16 protein-coding genes and 1 tRNA gene are annotated in these 15,516 nt (G+C 70.7%); 4 read left to right on the forward strand and 13 right to left on the reverse strand.

Annotation, left to right across the window (positions count from 1 at the left end):
• Window positions 1-213 (reverse strand): hypothetical protein (locus ADBZ5U_RS07970; RefSeq protein ID WP_526264163.1); only part of this gene is annotated, 213 nt, incomplete at its 3' end.
• Window positions 214-279: 66 nt separating this feature from the next.
• Here ADBZ5U_RS07970 and ADBZ5U_RS07975 point away from each other — a divergent pair.
• A complete protein-coding gene (locus ADBZ5U_RS07975; RefSeq protein WP_526264165.1) occupies window positions 280-1,539 on the forward strand; it encodes an FAD-dependent oxidoreductase in 1,260 nt (419 codons plus the stop codon).
• On the opposite strand, the gene ADBZ5U_RS07980 is transcribed toward ADBZ5U_RS07975, so the two are convergent.
• Together ADBZ5U_RS07980 and ADBZ5U_RS07985 are read right to left on the reverse strand one after the other, a co-directional pair.
• A complete protein-coding gene (locus tag ADBZ5U_RS07980) occupies window positions 1,536-2,999 on the reverse strand; it encodes an alpha-L-fucosidase (protein WP_526264167.1) in 1,464 nt (487 codons plus the stop codon). The genes ADBZ5U_RS07975 and ADBZ5U_RS07980 overlap by 4 nt on opposite strands.
• 53 nt (window positions 3,000-3,052) lie before the next feature.
• Window positions 3,053-3,328, reverse strand: coding sequence for a hypothetical protein (locus ADBZ5U_RS07985; protein ID WP_526264169.1), 276 nt, complete (start codon window positions 3,326-3,328; stop codon window positions 3,053-3,055).
• Window positions 3,329-3,534: 206 nt separating this feature from the next.
• Between ADBZ5U_RS07985 and ADBZ5U_RS07990 the strand changes: the two genes are divergently transcribed.
• Window positions 3,535-4,107 (forward strand): C40 family peptidase, encoded by a 573-nt coding sequence (locus tag ADBZ5U_RS07990; RefSeq protein ID WP_526264171.1) that lies wholly within the window; start codon window positions 3,535-3,537, stop codon window positions 4,105-4,107.
• A gap of 40 nt (window positions 4,108-4,147) precedes the next feature.
• A complete protein-coding gene (locus tag ADBZ5U_RS07995; protein ID WP_526264173.1) occupies window positions 4,148-4,588 on the forward strand; it encodes an SRPBCC family protein in 441 nt (146 codons plus the stop codon).
• Between the two features lie 47 nt (window positions 4,589-4,635).
• Here ADBZ5U_RS07995 and ADBZ5U_RS08000 read toward each other — a convergent pair whose 3' ends face one another.
• Both ADBZ5U_RS08000 and ADBZ5U_RS08005 read right to left on the reverse strand, forming a co-directional pair.
• Window positions 4,636-6,177 carry a GMC family oxidoreductase gene (locus tag ADBZ5U_RS08000; protein ID WP_526264175.1) on the reverse strand — a complete coding sequence of 514 codons (1,542 nt, stop codon included), beginning with the start codon at window positions 6,175-6,177 and terminating at the stop codon, window positions 4,636-4,638.
• A gap of 42 nt (window positions 6,178-6,219) precedes the next feature.
• Window positions 6,220-6,293 (reverse strand) — tRNA-Leu (locus tag ADBZ5U_RS08005).
• A 136-nt stretch (window positions 6,294-6,429) separates the two neighbouring features.
• Between ADBZ5U_RS08005 and ADBZ5U_RS08010 the strand changes: the two genes are divergently transcribed.
• Entirely contained in the window at window positions 6,430-6,540 is a 111-nt protein-coding gene (locus ADBZ5U_RS08010) for a calcium-binding protein (RefSeq protein WP_526264177.1), read from the forward strand.
• Window positions 6,541-6,632: 92 nt separating this feature from the next.
• Here the strand turns inward: ADBZ5U_RS08010 and ADBZ5U_RS08015 are convergent, their stop codons facing one another.
• From ADBZ5U_RS08015 to ADBZ5U_RS08050, 8 genes are all read right to left on the reverse strand, one after another.
• Window positions 6,633-7,607 carry a Ppx/GppA phosphatase family protein gene (locus tag ADBZ5U_RS08015; protein WP_526264179.1) on the reverse strand — a complete coding sequence of 325 codons (975 nt, stop codon included), beginning with the start codon at window positions 7,605-7,607 and terminating at the stop codon, window positions 6,633-6,635.
• Window positions 7,604-8,095, reverse strand: coding sequence for a DUF501 domain-containing protein (locus ADBZ5U_RS08020; RefSeq protein WP_526264181.1), 492 nt, complete (start codon window positions 8,093-8,095; stop codon window positions 7,604-7,606). The genes ADBZ5U_RS08015 and ADBZ5U_RS08020 overlap by 4 nt, the downstream gene beginning before the upstream one ends.
• Window positions 8,088-8,792: an FtsB family cell division protein gene (locus tag ADBZ5U_RS08025; protein ID WP_526264183.1), complete on the reverse strand. Its 705-nt coding sequence runs from the start codon at window positions 8,790-8,792 to the stop codon at window positions 8,088-8,090. The genes ADBZ5U_RS08020 and ADBZ5U_RS08025 overlap by 8 nt, the downstream gene beginning before the upstream one ends.
• A gap of 8 nt (window positions 8,793-8,800) precedes the next feature.
• Window positions 8,801-10,087 carry a phosphopyruvate hydratase gene (gene eno / locus ADBZ5U_RS08030; RefSeq protein ID WP_526264185.1) on the reverse strand — a complete coding sequence of 429 codons (1,287 nt, stop codon included), beginning with the start codon at window positions 10,085-10,087 and terminating at the stop codon, window positions 8,801-8,803.
• A gap of 80 nt (window positions 10,088-10,167) precedes the next feature.
• A complete protein-coding gene (locus ADBZ5U_RS08035; protein ID WP_526264187.1) occupies window positions 10,168-10,917 on the reverse strand; it encodes a lytic transglycosylase domain-containing protein in 750 nt (249 codons plus the stop codon).
• 64 nt (window positions 10,918-10,981) lie between these two features.
• Window positions 10,982-13,639: a Mur ligase family protein gene (locus tag ADBZ5U_RS08040; protein ID WP_526264189.1), complete on the reverse strand. Its 2,658-nt coding sequence runs from the start codon at window positions 13,637-13,639 to the stop codon at window positions 10,982-10,984.
• A gap of 16 nt (window positions 13,640-13,655) precedes the next feature.
• A complete protein-coding gene (locus tag ADBZ5U_RS08045; protein WP_526264191.1) occupies window positions 13,656-14,633 on the reverse strand; it encodes a nucleoside triphosphate pyrophosphohydrolase in 978 nt (325 codons plus the stop codon).
• The coding region (locus ADBZ5U_RS08050; RefSeq protein WP_526264193.1) for a TRCF domain-containing protein at window positions 14,630-15,516 on the reverse strand (887 nt) is incomplete at its 5' end. The genes ADBZ5U_RS08050 and ADBZ5U_RS08045, both read right to left, overlap by 4 nt.

Genomic DNA, 15,516 nt, shown 5'->3' on the forward strand with positions numbered 1-15,516 from the left:
CAGGCTGGAGGCCTCGATCTGGGCGTTCAGCGCCGCGGTCTGCGAACTCTTGCCGACGGTCTCGGCCAGGGACAGGAACAGCGCGAGAACGGCGATCATCAACGCCATTTTCTTGTTGGTGCTCGACACGCCTCCAGGCCCGTCGGCAGCGTGATCATCGTGATTGATCGTGTGCTCAGCCTCGTGCTGGACCACGTGAACGCCGTGCTTCATGACAGTCCCTCGTCTCCTGGCAAACCTGCGGAACGCTATCACGGGAGGGCGACTACCGTGGGCGCCGTGGCCGTCGTCATCGTGGGAGCAGGACTGAGCGGTCTGGCCGCCGCGCGACATCTCACCCGGCACGGCGTCGACGCGACGGTGCTCGAAGCCTCGGACGCGATGGGCGGACGGGTCCGAACCGACCTCGTCGACGGTTACCGGCTCGATCGCGGCTTCCAGCTCTACAACCCGTCCTACCCGGAGGGTGCGCGGGTCCTCGACCACGAAGCCCTCGACCTCAGGCCCTTCATCGCGGGCGCGCGCATCGTGGTCGAGCGGGGCGGGCGCCGCCGGGTGGAGCGGGTGGCGGACCCGCGCCGAAGGCCCTCGTGGGCGGTGCCGTCGCTGTTGGCACACATCGGCTCACCGCTGTCGACCGCGCGCTTCGGCGCCTACGCCGCCTCCCGCGCGGTCCGGTCGGTGCCGTCCTTGCTCCGGACTCCCGACGTCACCACCGAGGAGGCGTTGCGCCGGGCCGGCGTCGATCACACCCTGATGGAGACGGTCCTTCGCCCGTTCCTGTCGGGAGTCTTCCTGGAGTCCGGACTCACGACGTCGCGGCGCTTCCTCGACGTGGTGCTCAAGTCCTTCGTGCGGGGCACCCCGAGCGTCCCGGCCTCGGGTATGCAGCGCATTCCCGAGCAACTCGGCGCCGGACTGGACGTCCGGCTCGGCCATCGGGTCGCCTCGGTTTCGGCGCAGGGTGTCGATGTCGTCGGCGGGGACTTCCACCCGGCTGAAGCGGTCATCGTCGCCACCGATCCGACGACCGCCGCCGGGCTCATTCCCGGAATTCAAGCCCCAGCGGCGAATTCGGTCACCACCTGGTACTACCGGGCCGGCTGCGCGCCGGAGGAACTGGCCGACGGGGAGGCCGCGCTGATCCTGGACGGTTCCCGCCGCGGACCGCTGGTGAACACCGCGGTGGTCAGTCACGCGGCCCCCGACTACGCCCCGGCCGGCAGCGCACTGATCGCCGCGTCGGCGCTGGGGGCCGACCGCGACGCCGCCCGGGACGACGCTGTGCGCGAGCACCTGGCCTGGCTGTACGGCGTGGCGACGCGGGACTGGGAACTCATCGCGAGCTATCCGATCCGCTACGCCCTGCCGGCCATGCCGGCGCCCTTCGAGCTTCGGCGCCCGGTACGCATGGCGAAGGGCCTCTACGTCGCAGGCGACCACCGGGACACGTCGTCCATCCAGGGAGCGCTGGTCAGCGGGCGCCGGGCCGCCCAAGCGCTCCTGGGGGATCTCGGCATCACGCACCGACCCGCCTAAGCGATCGGGCGCGCCCGCCCCTGCAGCGTCAGCACATGGGCCGGCGACACCGGCATGCGCTCGGGCGTCCGCACATGCAGCATCCCCTCGGACACCCGCCAGTCCACCGGCGTACCGAGGCCCGGCATCCGCACCCCGGTGACGTCCGTCGCGTCGACTCCGCGGATTCCGAACTCCGGGCCCGACAGGTCCAGCAGGATCGCGTTGAGGCCGTCGTCGCTCCGGGTGAACCGCACCGGGTTGCCCTCGGTGGTGGTGGTCTCGGCGATCTCCCAGGGCCGGGTGCGGTAGACGGCGTCGCCGTTGACCGCCAGCCAGGACCCCAACCCGCGCAGCGGGGTCAGTTGCTCCTCGGGAAAGCGGCCGTGCCGGTCGGGCCCGATACCGATGAGCAGGTTGCCGTTCTTGGACACGATGTCGACGAAGGACCGCACCAGTTCGGTCGATGTCACGAAGTCCTGCGGCCGCTCGTTGCGGTTGGCCCCGAAGGAGTGGCCGACACCGCGGGTGGACTCCCATTTCTTCTGCTGGATGGAGTCGTACCGCGCGTACTCCGGGGTTCGGATGTCGTAGTGATGCTCGGCCGGGAATGTCAGAGATTTGTGCCGTTCGGGGATGTAGGCCCAGAACCGTTGCAGCAGAACGCCTCCCACGCGGGCCAATGAATCGGTGAGCGCACTGCGGTACTGCGGCGGTTCGATCCAGCGGTCGTTGACGACTCCGTCCGGGACGCTGTTGTAGTAGTCGGCGAACAGTGCGGGCAGGTTCCCGCCGGCCGGCCAGCAGATGTCGTTCCACAGCACCGAGGGCTGGTAGCGGTCGATCAGCTCGCGGACGTGCGCGCCGGCGTAATCGACGTAGTCGGGGGTGTGCGGGACGGCCAGGAAGGCGTCGGCCGGGTTCTGCAGCAGAGCGTCGTTGTAGGGCCAGTCGTAGCCACCCGAGTAGTACAGCCCCATGCGCAGGCCGGCTTCCCGCACGGCGCGGGTGAGGTCGCCGACGATGTCGCGGCGCGCGTGGTAGCGGCCCTTGCGGGGGTGGGTCAGGGCCGTCGGCCACAGGCAGAACCCGTCGTGATGCTTGGTGGTGAGCACCACGTACCCCGCGCCGGCGTCGCGGCACACCCCGGCGATAGCCGCCAGGTCCGCATCCGCGGTGCCGTCGTCGAAGGGGACGATGAAATCGTCGTAAGTGGCTGCCCGACCGTAGGTCTCGCGCTGGTGGCGCCAGGTCGGACTGTCCTCCAGCCGGCTGCTGTTGAGATACCACTCGGCATAGGGGTTGTCCCGCAGCATCTCCGCGGGACCCTTGTGTTTGAGCAACTCCTGGATGTCGGGCACCTGCGGGGCCCAGCCGGGGACCGAATACAGGCCCCAGTGCAGGAAGATGCCGAGCTTGGCGTCGTCGTACCAGTCGGGAAGCCGATGGCTGCCCACGGACTCCCAGTTCGGCTCGTACACCGGCACAGGCTAAGGCAAGGCGACCCGGCCCGACGGGCGAACCGGCGCAGCGCCTAAGGCACGCCGACGAGGCTCGGCGCCCGGCCGGTATCGGCCTCGTCCTCGGCCGCGGGCCGGCGGCCCACGGGACCGTGCACGTGGTGTCTGATCGCGGCGATCACCGCGAACTCCGCCAGGCCCACGGCCAGCAGTGGCCACAGCAACCCGGCCAGCAGGGAGTAGACGAACCGGTGCGGCGGACCGGGCAGGCCGCGTGCGAGCAACTCCGCCGCGAAGAAGATCGCCGGCACCGCCACAAGCACTGCCGCGACGTAAACGGTGGTCACCATCTCGACCTCCTCCGGGATTCCCCGCACCTCCCAAGGTAGCGAGGCGGACCGCCGATATCGGTACACCTCGGCCACGTTTCGCTAACGAGCGGATAACTGTTCGCGGCGTCACGGGAGCACCAGATGTAACAGCGGCCACAGACCCGCCGACATCACGGTGAAGTAACGATCGGGCATACCCGCCGAGATCAAGATCGGGGGCCGCAATGGCACGTCCTGGGTACCTGGTGTCGTGGGCCGCGGCGATGATGGCCGTCCCCGCGACCGTGACGTTCTCCCCCGTCCACCCGCCCGAGGCGCTGACCTGGACGCCCCAGGTGGTGGCCGCCGGCGACCCCGCCGTGGCACCCCCGGGGCCGGTGACCGCGGTACGCGCCGTCCGGCGGGACCGGCCCGCCGCCACGATCGCGCATGAACGGCGCCCGGGGGGCGGGCCGGGGGCGATCGCGGTGCGGGCCGCACTGACCCGGCTCGGGGATCCCTACCAGTGGGCCGCCGCGGGTCCCGACGCATTCGACTGTTCCGGTCTGGTGGTGTGGTCGTTCCAGCAGGCCGGGGTGTCCCTGCCGCACTCCAGCCAGCAACTGGCGGCGGGCGGGCAGCCGGTCGCACTGGACCGGATGCAGCCCGGTGACGTGATCACCTACTACTCCGACGCATCCCACGTCGGTCTGTACATGGGCGGTGGCAAGATCGTCCACGCCTCGACCTACGGGGTTCCGGTGGCCGTCGTTCCCATCGACAACGCCCCGATCTACAACGTCCGCCGGTACCGCTGAAACCCGGCTCGAGGGTCACGGCCCGCTGTACTGTCGGCTGATGGCAGTCACCGATTCCCGCGAAGTGGTCATCGAAGCGACACCGGAGGAGATCCTCGACGTCATCGCCGATGTCCGCTCCGCTCCGGCCTGGTCACCGATATACCAGAGCGCGGAGGTACTCGACAGCTACGACGGCGGTCGCCCCAGGAGGGTCAAGCAGAAAATCAAGGCCGCCGGCATCACCGACGACATAGAGGTCGAGTACAGCTGGACCGACAACACGGCCAGTTGGACGCTCATCAGGGCCGGCCAGTTGAAGTCACAGGAAGCGTCCTACACGCTGACCCCGCAGGGCGACAAGACCAAGGTCCGCTTCGACCTCAACATCGCCCCGTCGGTTCCGATTCCGGGGTTCGTGCTCAAACGCGCGCTCAAGGGTGCCATGGAGACCGCGACCGACGGCCTGCGCACGCAGGTCCTGAAGGTCAAGAGGGGCTGACGCTCGACGAGCGGCGGATCGCCTCGTCGCGGGGCGCCCCCGGAAAGTCATCGGCCGGCGGCGATCAGATCGGCGGCTTTTTCCCCGATGACGACGGCCGGAGCGTGGGTATGCCCCCGAACGATGCTCGGCATGACCGACGCGTCGGCGACCCGCAGCCCGGCCACCCCGCGCACCCGCAGTTGCGGGTCGACGACGCTGCGGTCGTCGCGGCCCATCCGGCAGGTGCCGACCGGGTGGTAGATCGTGTGCGAGCACGTCTCCAGGGCGCGCTCCAGCGTGTCGTCGTCGAGGGTGGTGGCGTGCAGTGGCCGTACCACCCTGCCGACCACGCCGGCCAAGGCCCGCGCCCGGGCGATCTTCGCGGTGATCCGCAACCCCTCCATCATCGCCGCGCGGTCGATGCCGTCGGGGTCGGTGAGGTAGCGGGGGTCGATGATCGGCTTGGCCGTCGGGTCCGCCGAGCGCAGCGTGACGGTGCCGGTGCTGCGGGGTTTGAGCAGCACCGGGCCGGTGGCGATGCCGTGTCCGAACGCCTCGCCGATGCCCTCGTCGTAGAACGGTGCTGGGGCCCAGATCAATTCGAGGTCGGGCCAGGGCAATTCGGGCCGGCTGCGCACGAAGCCGTAGGCCTCGCCGACATTCGAGGTCAGCATGCCGCGTCGGCGCAGGAGATAGTTCGCCAGTTCGGCCGGCTTCTCGGCGTCGAAGAGGCTGTCGTCGACCACCGCGAATCCCAGCGGCGTGATCAGGTGGTCGAGCATGTTCCTGCCGACCTCCGGTGCGTGATGCACCACCTCGATGCCGAACTCGGAAAGTTCGGCCGCATCACCGATTCCGGACAGCATGAGCAGTTGCGGGGAGTTGACCGCCCCAGCGCACAAGACCACCTCGCGTGCCGCCCATACCGTCTGGCGGCGCCCGTCGGCTGCGTCGAACTCCACGCCCACCGCCCGGCCGCCGCCGATCAGCACCCGGCGCACGGTCGCATCGGTCAGTAGCTTGAGATTGCGCCGGTAGAGCACGGGCTTGAGGTAGGCGTCGGCGCAACTCCACCGGGCTCCGCGGCGCTGGTTCACCGCGGTCTCGCAGAAGCCGTCGGTGACGGGGGCGTCCGGGGTGGTGATGCGGTAACCCACCTGCTCGGCGGCCCGCAGCCACGCGGCCGTCGACGCCCGGGGGCTGCGCTGTTCGGAGATCACCAGTGCGCCCTGCTCGACGCGGTCGAAATAGGTCCGCAGGTGGGCGTAGTCCCACTCTTCCCCCGCGTGCTCGGCCCACTCGTCATAGTCGGCGGGGAAGCCCGGCACCCACATCATCGCGTTCATCGACGACGATCCGCCGAGGACTTTGCCTCGCGGCCAATAGATTTCGCGGCCGCCCACTTCCTTCTGAGGCTCGGTCAGGTAGTCCCAGTCCATCGGGCCGCGGAAGAGTTTGGAGAAGGCGGCCGGGATGTGCACGAACTTGTCGGTGTCCATCGGACCGGCTTCCAGGACGACTACGTTCACGTTCGGGTCGGCGCTGAGCCGGCTGGCCACCACCGATCCCGCAGATCCGGTCCCGACGATCACATAATCGGTCTGCATCGCCGAAGTATAGGAAGCTCCCGGGCGGCGACGCACTCGCCGTGCCCCCAGTCGGACTCGAACCGACACTGTGCGGATTTTAAGTCCGCTGCCTCTGCCAATTGGGCTATGGGGGCGGCCAACGGGCATCTGCACCGTACCCTCAGCCGCTGGTCGGGTCCCGGCGTTGCGCGCCACACCGATGGGTTGGTGCTGACATGGCGCCGGGCAGCCGACTAGCCTTAGGCCGGGGAGAGCCCGAAGGAGATGACCATGCGAGTTACCGAGACCAAGCGCACCGGCGGCTGCACCTGCCGCTGCAACGCCTGCAAGAGCGCGGTTCACTGCCGCAACATCGGCAGCGGTTGCCGCGTCAAGCTCTGAACCGCCGGCAGTAACCAGTGAACTCCGGTGCCGCCCGGCCGGCACCGGAGTCGGTGTTGTGTCGGCCCGGGAGTCGCTGATCCCCGGCCAGGTCAGGGAATCGACAGCGCGATTCCGTCCAGGATGTCGTGCTCGCTGACGACAAGATCGGCGATCCCGGCCCGCTCGGCCATCGCGGCGGCCAACTCCTGCACCACGATCGCCCCGCCACCGATCACGTCGACGCGTCCCTCGTGCATCGGGCCCAGGGCGGCCCGCTGCGCCCGGGTCATGCCGATCAGCTGGTCGCACACCTCCAGCAGGTCGGTGAAGCCCACCCGGGACAGGTGGATGGCCTCGGAATCGTAGGTGCTCAGCTTGTGGGCCAGGGCGGCGATCGTGGTGAAGGTGCCGGCCACCCCGACCCAGGTCCTGGCCTGCCGCACCGGCACGGCGGCTAGGGCCTCGGCCAGTTTTTCGCGCACCACCGCACGGGCCGCGGCGACCTGCTCACCGGTCGGCGGATCGGAGTGCAGACAGCGTTCGGTCATCCGGACGCAGCCGATATCGGCCGAGTAGCCCGCCCGCACACCGCCGGCGTCACCGAGGACCACCTCCGTGGAACCGCCACCGAGGTCGACCACGACGAAAGGGCCTGCCGCGGAATCCAATTCGGCGACCGCGCCGGCGAAGGACAGGGCGGCCTCCTCGTCCCCGGTGATCACCTCGGCGACCGCGCCGGGAACGGCCGATCCCAGCACGTCGGCCGTCATGGCGAAGAACTCGTCGCGGTTGGCCGCGTCGCGGGTGGCCGAGGTGGCCACCATCCGAAGCCCGCCGACCTGGTGCCGGCCGATCAGTGCGGCGTAGTCGACAAGTGCGGCACGGGTCCGGGCCAGTGCCTCGGGTTTGAACTCCCCGGTGGCGTCGACTCCCTCGCCCAGGCGGACGATGCGCATCTCACGGTGCAGGTCGGTCAACCGGAGTCCACCCGGGCCGGAGGTTCGTCGCGCGATCAGCAACCGGATCGAGTTGGTGCCGCAGTCGATCGCGGCGACCCTGTCTCGGCTCGCGTAGCCCTGGCTCATGTCCACTCCTCGCGCCTCAGGATCCCGGCCATCGCCGGGTCGTCTGCCAGCATCCCCAGCGCCTGGTCCCCGAACGGGTTGACCCCGCGGCCCCTCGCCAGCGCGTGGGCCATCAGCACGTGCAGGCACTTCACCCGGTCGGGCATGCCTCCCCCGGAGAACGCGGTGCCCAACGACCCGAGCGCGTCACGCTCAGCCAGATACGACTCATGTGCGCGGCGGTACGCGGCGGCAAGATCGGGGTCTGCGGCCAGCGTGGCCGTCATCTCACGCATCACCCCGTCGGACTCCAGCCGGCTGGCGGCGGCGGTCAGCGCCGGATGGGTCAGGTAGTACAACGTCGGAAAAGGCGTGCCGTCGGGCAGTCGGGGCGCCGTCTTCACCACCCCCGGCTCGCCGTTGGGGCAGCGGTAGGCGATCGCCAGGACGCCGCGCGGCTCGCGGCCCAACTGCCGTGCCACCGCCTCCAGATCGGCCCGGTCAACCACCGGGCGGCGGGGGTGGTGGCGGGGGCGGAGGCGGCGGGGGCGGTGGGGGCGGCGGCGGAACGGCCGCGCTCGGCGACCCCGGCGGCTCCGGCTTCGCCGGCTCCGGTGGGCCGTGCGGAGTGTCGGCGATGGTGTGCCACAGCGCGGTGTACCACGGGTCCCCGCTGGGACCGGTCTGGGTCTTGGTACCGGTCTGCTGGTCCAACACCGTCCCCGGCGGAAGCTGGACCTGGTAGGGGATGTCACCCGGCTTGACGAAGCCGAGGCGCTCGCGCGCCTGCGCCGCGATGAACACCGGGTCGGCGAGTTTGGCTTTCTGGCTTTCCAATTCGGCGATCTGCTTGCGCAGCGCCGCCTCGCTGGCCGACAGCTGTCGCATCTCGGTGCGCTGCGCGAAGTAGGTGCGGACCGGCCCGGCGATGGTCAGCGTCAGCACACACACCAGCGCGGCCATGATGGCGGCGCGACGGGCGGTGAAGCCGAGTCGCTGTTCGTTCTGCTGCTGCACCGAAGCCGTGATCGCCTGCCGGATCGGTTCGGTGATACTCCGGCCCACCGACTCGGCCCTGTCACGCAGACCGGCCGGGCGGGGGTCGCGGGCCGGTATCCGCGCCGGGCGCGACCGACCCCGCCCCGAAGCGCCGGGCCGGGAGGCCGGCGCACGGCGCTTGGGGTCGGAGCGCTTGCCTTCAGCCAACGGGTCGTCTACTCCGTTCCGCCGAATCGGGGGAAGGCCAGATCCCCGGCGTATCGGGCGGCATCACCGAGAGCCTCCTCGATGCGCATCAACTGGTTGTACTTGGCGACCCGCTCGCTGCGGGCCGGCGCTCCGGTCTTGATCTGGCCGCTGCCCACCGCCACCGCCAGGTCGGAGATGGTGGTGTCCTCGGTCTCGCCGCTGCGGTGGCTCATCATCGTGCGGTAGCCGCTGTTGTGGGCCAGGGCGACGGCGTCCAATGTCTCGGTCAGCGTGCCGATCTGGTTGACCTTGACCAGCAGCGCGTTGGCCGCGCCGCGCTCGATGCCTTCCTCGAGGCGGTCGGGGTTGGTGACGAACAGGTCGTCGCCGACGATCTGCACCCGGTGGCCGATCGCGGTGGTGAGGTCCACCCAGCCCTGCCAGTCATCCTCGTCGAGCGGGTCTTCGATGGACACCAGCGGGTACGCGTCGAGCAGTCCGACGTAGAACTCGGTCAGCTGCTCGGCGGTGCAGGTCTGTTTCTCGAAACCGTAACCCGTTCCGGCGGTGAAGAATTCGGTGGCCGCGACGTCCAGCGCCAGCGCCACGTCGGCGCCCGGCTTGAAGCCCGCGGACTCGATGGCCGAGCAGATCAGATCCAGCGCGGCCTTGGTGCCGGCCACGTCGGGGGCGAACCCGCCCTCGTCGCCCAGGCCGGTGGCCAGGCCCTGCTTCTTGAGCACGGACTTGAGGGCGTGGTAGACCTCCGCGCCCCATCGCACCGCCTCGCGGAAGTTCGGCGCGCCGATCGGGGCGACCATGAACTCCTGCACGTCGACACCGGTGTCGGCGTGCGCACCGCCGTTGAGGATGTTCATCATCGGCACCGGCAGGATGTGGGCGTTCGGGCCGCCCAGGTACCGGAACAGCGGCAGGCCGGCGGATTCGGCGGCCGCCTTGGCCACCGCCAGGGACACCCCGAGGATCGCGTTGGCACCGAGACGGCCCTTGCCCTGGGTGCCGTCGAGGTCGACCAGTGCCTGGTCGACCAGTCGCTGATCATCGGCGGACAGGCCGATCACCGCCGGGGCGATCTCGTCGAGCACACCCTCGACGGCCTTCTGAACCCCTTTGCCTCCGTAGCGGGATCCGCCGTCGCGAAGTTCCACCGCCTCGTGCACACCGGTCGACGCGCCGGAGGGCACGGCCGCCCGGGCCATGACGCCGTCGACGAGGGCCACCTCGACCTCGACGGTGGGATTGCCGCGCGAGTCCAGGATTTCGCGGGCTGCGACCTGCTCGATGATGGGCACGGGGGTTCTCCTTGGTGGTCGAGACGCGGGTCGGATTGCTGACGTGGACAGCCTAGATGGTTCTGCCGCCGCGGGACCCGTTAGAGACCATGACCTGTCGCGTAGGCGGTGGCCCAGTCGCGAACGGCGCGGGCGTAGGGCTCGGAGTTGTTGTAGGCCCGCATGGCGTTCATCCAGCCGCGCGGGGAGGCCATGTCCTTGCCGCGGAAACACAGGTAGCCGGCCGCGGACAAGGCGGCGTCGTCGATGTTGTCGGCGCTGATGAGGCCGTCGTTGTTGGCGTCCACCCCATAGAGCCGCCAGGTCTCCGGAATGAACTGCATCGGCCCCATCGCCCGGGCGTAGACCGGGCCGCCGTCGACGGAGCGCTCGGAGGCCTCGGTGTCGACGATCTCCAGGTTGCCGTTGGTGCCGTCGAGGCGAACCCCGCGGATGGGCGGGCTGACGTCGCCGTTGGGCGCGATCAACGCGCCGCGGTAGGTGCCGTGGTGACTTTCCACCATGCCGATGCCGGCCAACGTCGTCCACGCCAGGTGGCAGTCGGGGTTCTCCACCTGGGCCACCCGGGCGGCATACCCGTAGGCCTGCATCGCATCGACCGGGATGCCCAGCGCCGGCGCGCGCTGCTGGGCCCACTCCCGAAGTTGGTCGGCGGGGCGGCCGTGGGCATGGGTGTTGACGGCGGGAACCGGGTCACCGGCCGGTGGCGGGACGCCTGCGGGGATCGGGGCGCCGGTCCGCCAGGAGCAGCCTGAGGCCAGCAGCGTCGCCGTGGCGCCCACGACGGCGCCCGCACGCAGCCAGCGCAAGCTGAGCCGACCAGCCGACACTGCACTCCCCTCGCGGTTTACCCGTCCATGTTCCCACGTCCGGTGCGGCATCGGCCGGTGCGAATCACCGCCACCGGTCGATGACCAGTCGGGCTTCGTCGTGGTCGGCCAGCAGAACCAGCAGGTCGCCCGGGCGGGCGGCGTCCAGGGCCATGCGCAGGGCGTCGTGGCGGTCGACAGCCACCGAGATCCGCGCCGGATCGACGCCCTGTGCGCGCAGCAGTTCGCGCCAGTGGCTCACCATCGCGGCCGCCGGGTCGTCGTCCCCGGCGTACTCCGGGCACTGCCCCACCAGCGCCGGATCGCAGCCGAGCACGAATCCGTCGAACGTTGACGCCAGTTTCCCCGCCAGCGCCTGCAGGTGGGCCGGATGGCGGCTGCCGACGTTGACGCTGCAGAGCAGGCGCCGTCCCGCCACGGGCAGCGCGGCGGCGAGCGCGCAGATTCCGCGGACGCCGTCCGGGTTGTGGGCGAAATCGACCAGAACGCCGAACGGCAGGCCCTCGACGAAGTTGTAGCGCCCGGGGTTGTGCTCGGCGGTGTTGCCGAAGCAACTCAGCGCCCGGCGGATGGTGTCGGGCTCGATGCCCTGCGCCCAGGCCAGGCCGGCCGCGAACATCGCGTTGGTCTGGTTGAACGGGAGCAGTCCGTTCATCGTCGCCGGGATGTCGTCGACGGCCATGAGTTCGGTCTCGGTCGCGCCGGTGGCGAGGATGATCCGCCGCCCGCCGGTGCGGGTGTCGAGGAAAACCGCCTCACCGCCGCCCCGGCGGTGCTCGATCAGCGCGCCGACCGCCGGGCTGCGGGCCACCAGGATGTGCCGGCCGGTCGACGCCCGGTCCCGCATCGCCAGGCAGAGCGGATCTTCGGCGTTGACGACGACGGCCCCGGTCGCCCGTTCCAGGACTTCGGCTTTCAGTTCGGCCATCTGCTCGAGGGTGTGGACACCGTCGACGCCGAGGTGGTCGTCTTCGACGTTGAGCAGTGCCGCGACGTCGTAGCGGTCGCAGGGGTGGCCGAAATAGATCAGCCCCTTGCGCGGCATCTCCAGCACGGCCGCCTCGACACCGGGGTCGTTGAGGATGATGCGTGCGCCGGGCTGCCCGGAGAGGTTGTCCGAGCTGATGATCTCCTCGCCGATCCGCAACCGGGCGGTGGTGCACACCCCGGCTCGCTTTCCGGCCGCCAGCCAGATTCGGTACAGCATCTCGGCGGTGGTGGTCTTGCCGTTGGTGCCGGTGATCGCCGCGGTGGGTATGCGCGCCGGACGGCCGCGGAAGAGGATGTCGAGGATCTCACCGTTGATGTCACGGGCCGGGTCGGCCAGCCAGTGCGGGCGAAAGCCGGGCTGGCCGTTGACCTCACAGATCGCCCCGCCGGTTTCACGCCATGAGCGGCCGATGTCCGGACACAGGAAGTCGACCCCGGCGATGTCGAGTCCGATGACGCGGGCGGCGCGTTCCGCCACGGCGATGTTGTCCGGATGCGCACCGGCGGTGACGTCCTCGGCGGTCCCGCCGGTGCTGATGTTCGCGGTCCGGCTCAGCCGGACCGGCTGCCCCGGCGAGGGAACGGAATCGACGCCGAACCCCTGTTCGGCGAGGCAGTCCAGCGCGTCGGCGTCGAGGGCGATCGCGCGGAGCAGGCTGTACCGTTGCGTTCCCCGGCGGGGGTCGGCATTGACCATGTCGACGAGTCGGCCGATCGCGTGCACCCCGTCGCCGGTGACCTGCGCCGGGCTGCGGCGAACGGCCTGCAGTACCCGGCCGCCGACCACCAGCAGCCGGTAATCCTCACCGGCGCAATGCTTCTCGACGAGAACATTGCCCGGGCTCAACCGGTCGGCGTCCTCGAAAGCCAGGCGGAGCCGGCCGGAGTCGCCGACGCCGGGCGTCACTCCCAGCGCCCCGTCCCGGTCGATCGGTTTGACCACCACCGGCCAGCCGAGTTCCTCGGCGGCCTGCAGGGCCTGGTCGGCATCGCCCACCGGCACGGCGCGCGGCACCGGCAGGCCCGCCGCGGCAAGGGTCTGGTTGGCGGCGTGCTTGTTCTTGGCCGTGCCCATCGCGATCCAGCCGGTCCGCCCGGTCAAACCCAGGTCGATACGTTCCGCGTTCATCCCCCAACCGATCTGGACGAAGCTGGGCAGCACGTCGAACGGCATGCCGCGGCGGACCCCGGCCTCGACGAAACGCAGGGTGTTGGGTCCCAGGCCGCCGGCTTGGATATCCGGCCAGCGGCCGGCGAAGACCCCGTCGAGGTCTTCATGCCGCCGGACCGGCCCCAACCAGCCGGGGATCAAGCGAAGTGCGGCACCCAACGCGTCGTCGAAGAGATCCGGCCGGTGCCAGGGAATGGCCAGCCTCAGCCGGCCCTGCCCCGCCGACAGCAACCGGCCCCGCCACACCGGGTCGCGGCCCCAGCGCTGAACGGCCACCGTCACCGCGACCACCCAGCCGCCCAGCCGGCCGAGAGCGGCGTCGTCGATCTCGGTGGGACCGGGCAGCAGGAAGGCGCCCGGCCAGTCCGCCTCGCCGACCCCGAACAACGGTTCACCCGGGCACAGGGAGGCCGCGGCGGTTCGGATCCGGCCGTCCGCGGCGGCCGCGCCGGCCGCATCGCCCCGCACCGACACCTGCACCAGGGCGGTCTTCTCGGCCAGGCCGGCCGAGCAGCCGCGCAGGAACCGCCGGTACTCGAGATGCAGTCCGACTTCGCTCACGGGCGCAGTCCGGTTCCTACGGTGATTCCTGGTCCGGCCAGAGCACCACCGCGCGCGGCAGGCCGGCCGGGTCGTGGTCGATGCGCTCCGGCCAGTGCCGCCGCCAGTCCTCGGCGGCGGCCGGGCCGTCGGTGTCTGACCCGCCGGGCCGGATGGCCGCGATCGCCTTCTCTGCGGCCCGCACGTCGTCCATGAACCCCAGCACCGCGCCGCGCAGGGCGTTCTCGGCGTCCCCGCCGGCCCGGACCGAGACCGCCGTCAGCTCGCCCGGGATCAGGTCGGCGGGCAGCCCGGCCGCGGTGACGCGGTCGATCACCTTCTGCGCCAGTGCCAAAGCGGGCTGCGCGGTCGGCAGCCCGTCGACGCACGAGAGCTGGTCGGATCTCTCGGCGGCCTTGCGCCGCTCCCACTGGGCGAGCTGGTCTTCCAGGGTGATCTGCTCGCCGGCCAGGACCGCGGGGACGCGGTTGCCGAGCTTGCGGACCAGGGCGTCGGCGACGTCGTCGATGCCGAACGCGTCGGTGGGCGCCTCCTCGGCGATACGGGCGTGGAAGAGCACCTGCAGCAGCACGTCGCCGAGTTCGTCGCGCAGTTCCTCGGCGCTGCCGCCGCGCACGGCGTCGAACAGTTCGTAGGTCTCCTCCAGCAGGTAGCGGCGCAGCGAGTGGTGGGTCTGCTCACTCTCCCAGGGGCCGGAGGTCCGCAGCCGATCCATGATCTCGACGGCGTCGATGAGCCGCTCCCCGGAGCGGGCCTCCGGCGCCGGGATCAGCCGCTCGCCGGCGGCCAACCTGGCCCTGACGGCGGGATGGCCCGGATCCGACGAGAGCAGCACCGCCGCGTCGGGCCCGATCAGGGCCGAGCGGGCCGACGGCAGCGACCACGCGATCCTGATCGGGAGTTCCTCGGTGTACTGGATGTCCCCGACGAGCAGTTCCACCGCCTCGATCGGCACCAGAGCGGGCCGGCGCGCGCCGACCAGAATCACCGTCATCGCGCAACTCCATCCCCTGCCGGCGTGAACGTCGTCAAGTCAATCTCCCCCGCGGGCCGGCCGTCGAGGGCCAGTAACAGGTCGGCCACCATCTGCACCAGGTCGAGATCCCGGATGCGGGCGGCGCCCAGCCCGGCGCCGGCGCGCGGGACCGGGACCTGCACCGTGTCGGTGGTCGGGCGGTAACCGGCGGCGGGGTAGAGCCGCTTGAGCCGGACCTGCGCGGAGTCCGGCAGGCTCAGCGGCGCGATACGCAGCGTGGTCTCCGAGGTCGTCGACACCTCGGTCACCCGGTAGTGCCGGCACAGCAGCCGCAGCCGGGCCATCGCCACCAGCCGTTGGGCGGGTTCGGGGAGCGGGCCGTAACGGTCGATGAGTTCCTCGACCACCCCGGCGATGCCGGCCTCGTCGGCGGCGGCGGCCAGCCGGCGATAGGCCTCCAGCCGCAGCCGGTCGCTGCCGATGTAGTCCGGCGGCAGATTCGCGTCGACAGGCAGGTCGATGCGGACGTCCCCGGGCTCTTCGGCGATAGCGACCGGCTTGCCGTCCGATGCCGCTTGCAACGCCGCCCGGTAGGCCTCGACGGCCTCGCCGACCAGTCGCACGTACAGATCGAATCCCACCCCGGCGACGTGCCCGGACTGCTCGGCGCCCAGGACGTTGCCCGCACCGCGAATCTCCAAGTCCTTCAACGCAACCGCCATCCCCGCGCCCAGTTCGTTGTTCTGCGCGATGGTGGCCAGCCGGTCGTGTGCGGTCTCGGTGAGCGGGGTGTCCCGCGGGTAGAGGAAGTAGGCGTAGCCGCGTTCCCGGCTGCGGCCGACCCGGCCGCGCAACTGGTGCAACTGGGACAGTCCGAAGGTGTCGGCGCGTTCGACGATCA

It is taken from the genome of Mycobacterium sp., from assembly GCF_040398885.1.
In the GTDB taxonomy this organism is placed as follows: Bacteria; Actinomycetota; Actinomycetes; order Mycobacteriales; family Mycobacteriaceae; genus Mycobacterium.

What these genes read in the sequence shown, in the direction of transcription:
- ADBZ5U_RS08045 (WP_526264191.1), bottom strand. Translation starts at nt 14,633, where the DNA reads ATGACGGTGATTCTGGTCGGCGCGCGCCGGCCCGCTCTGGTGCCGATC.
- ADBZ5U_RS07985 (WP_526264169.1), bottom strand. Translation starts at nt 3,328, where the DNA reads ATGGTGACCACCGTTTACGTCGCGGCAGTGCTTGTGGCGGTGCCGGCG.
- ADBZ5U_RS07995 (WP_526264173.1), top strand. Translation starts at nt 4,148, where the DNA reads ATGGCAGTCACCGATTCCCGCGAAGTGGTCATCGAAGCGACACCGGAG.
- ADBZ5U_RS08010 (WP_526264177.1), top strand. Translation starts at nt 6,430, where the DNA reads ATGCGAGTTACCGAGACCAAGCGCACCGGCGGCTGCACCTGCCGCTGC.
- ADBZ5U_RS07990 (WP_526264171.1), top strand. Translation starts at nt 3,535, where the DNA reads ATGGCACGTCCTGGGTACCTGGTGTCGTGGGCCGCGGCGATGATGGCC.
- ADBZ5U_RS08000 (WP_526264175.1), bottom strand. Translation starts at nt 6,177, where the DNA reads ATGCAGACCGATTATGTGATCGTCGGGACCGGATCTGCGGGATCGGTG.
- ADBZ5U_RS08015 (WP_526264179.1), bottom strand. Translation starts at nt 7,607, where the DNA reads ATGAGCCAGGGCTACGCGAGCCGAGACAGGGTCGCCGCGATCGACTGC.